General features: G+C 73.2%; 1 protein-coding gene. It reads left to right on the forward strand.

Features of this window, described 5'->3' with window-relative positions; genetic code table 11:
- Positions 1–3: 3 nt before the first annotated feature.
- Positions 4–2,356, forward strand: a 2,353-nt coding sequence (locus G6R24_RS20310; protein ID WP_225438856.1) for a HelD family protein, incomplete at its 3' end; no start/stop codon positions are given.

Below are 2,356 nucleotides of genomic sequence, written 5' to 3' on the forward strand. Positions count from 1 at the left end.
GGTGTGGCCGAGTTGTCAATAGAGGATCTGGATTCCGAGCAGGCCTACGTCTCGGCTCTCTACGATCGGCTTGACGCTCTGCGTCGGCGTGCCTCGACGCGGCTGCGTGGGGTTCTGCTGCGGTCCGAGAGCCTGCCGCGGGCCCGGTTCGAGCGTGAGGTCGCCAGTGCCGACTGCGCCGCCACCCTGGCGCGGCTGCGGGCCGCCGAGATCGGCCTGTGCTTTGGCCGGCTGGATTTCGACGGCGGCGAACGCCGCTATGTCGGCCGGATGGGCATCTTCGACGACGATGCCGACTACGAGCCGCTCCTGATCGACTGGCGGACTCCGGCGGCCCGGCCGTTCTACGCGGCGACCGGGGCCGAGCGCCTTGGCGTGCGCCGACGCCGGCACATCGCCACCCGGCAGCGCGCGGTGACCGGTGTGGAGGACGACATCTTCGAGATGGCCGACTCCCCCGGTCCGGACGCACCTGGTTCCCACGTCGGCGCCGACGGCGACTCCCCCGATCGGGCCACCCCGCTGACCGGCGAGCCGGGGCTGTTCGCCACCCTCAACGCCGCCCGCACCGGCCGCATGAGTGACATCGTCGCGACCATCCAGGCCGAGCAGGATCGCATCATCCGGTCGGATCAGCGGGGTGTCCTGGTCGTGCAGGGCGGGCCGGGGACGGGGAAGACCGCCGTGGCCCTGCACCGGGCCGCCTATCTGCTTTACACCCACCGGGAGAAGCTGGCCCGCAGTGGGGTGCTCGTACTCGGGCCGCATCCGGCGTTCCTGCGTTACATCGAGAACGTGCTGCCCTCCCTCGGGGAGACCAGCGTGGTCAGCGCGACGGTCGACGCGCTCTATCCCGGGGTGACGGCGCGCCGCCTGGAGGATGCGGCCACCGCCGAGCTCAAGGGACGGGCCGCGCTCGCCGAGATCCTCGCCGCGACCGTGCGCCACCGCCAGCGGCTGCCGCAGGGTCACACCCTGGAGATCCACACCGAGGAGCGGCTGCTCCTGCTCGAACGATCCACCTGCGAACGCGCCCGGGCGCTCGCCCGGGAGTCCGGTGAGCTGCACAACGACGCCCGACCACTGTTCGTGCGAGCGGTGATCGAGGCGCTGGCCCGTCAGGTCGCGGACGGCTACGCCGCCGAGACGATCACCGCGGCGGTGCTGGAGGCCGACCCGGAGGCGCTCGACCTGCTCGCCCCCGCCGGGTCGGGTGGTTCGAGCCTGCTCGACGACGAGGACCTCGCCCAGTTGCGCCGTGAGCTGCGCGGCGATCCGGCCGTGCGGACCGTCCTCGACGAACTGTGGCCGGCGCTGACCCCCGAGCAGCTCGTCGCCGAACTGTTCGCCGACCCGGGCACGCTCGCCGCGGTCGCACCGCAGCTGTCAGCCCAGCAGCGTCAGCTGTTGCACCGGCCCCTGGCCGAGGACGACACCGACGGCAACGACTGGCTACGCGAGCTGCGCGCCGTGACCGACGGCGACCCTGGCAGCGGCGGCGGGGCCGACCTCGAGCCCGACAACGACCGGGACGCGGACGGCCAGGCCGGCGGCGAGGACTCGGGCGTGCCCGCGCGGCCGAGGCCGGTCGGTGGGTGGAGCGCGGCGGACATCCCGCTGCTGGACGAGGCCGCCGAGCTGATCGGCGACGACGACCAGGCGGCGAAGGCGGCCGCGTTGCGCGAACGCGTGGCCCGGGTCGCCTACGCCCAGGGTGTGCTCGACATCCTCTCCCGGGACATCGAGGACGACCCGGAGATCATGATGGCCGTCAACCTGATCGACGCCGGCCGACTCGCCGAGCGGCACGAGGACGCCGATCCGCGCACGATCGCGCAGCGGGCACTCGCCGATCGGACCTGGGTGTTCGGGCATGTGGTCGTCGACGAGGCGCAGGAGCTGTCCGAGATGGCGTGGCGGATGGTGATGCGCCGCTGTCCGACCCGCTCGATGACGATCGTCGGTGACGTCGCGCAGACCAGCGATCCGGCTGGCACCACGTCCTGGGACCGGGTTCTGGCGCCCTACCCGGCGGCGGGCACGCCCGCCCGGTGGGAGACCCTGACGGTGAACTACCGGACGCCGGCGGAGATCATGGCGGTGGCCGTGGACGTGCTGGCGACCCTGTCTCCCCCGCAGGAACCACCGCGCTCGGTGCGTACGGTCGGGCATCACCCGTGGCGGCTGCGCGTCGCCGACGAGGATCTCGGCCCGCAGGTGGCCCGGTCCGTCGTCCGCGAGCTGGAACGCCTGGCCCTCCGCACCCGGGACGTCGCCCCGACAGCCCCCGACGCCGCGTCCGCGTCCGCGTCGAAGGCCGGTGGAGCTGGCGCGTCGGCATCCGGCGCGTCGGCAT

Source organism: Candidatus Frankia nodulisporulans (assembly GCF_902806475.1).
Classification (GTDB): Bacteria; Actinomycetota; Actinomycetes; order Frankiales; family Frankiaceae; genus Frankia; species Frankia umida.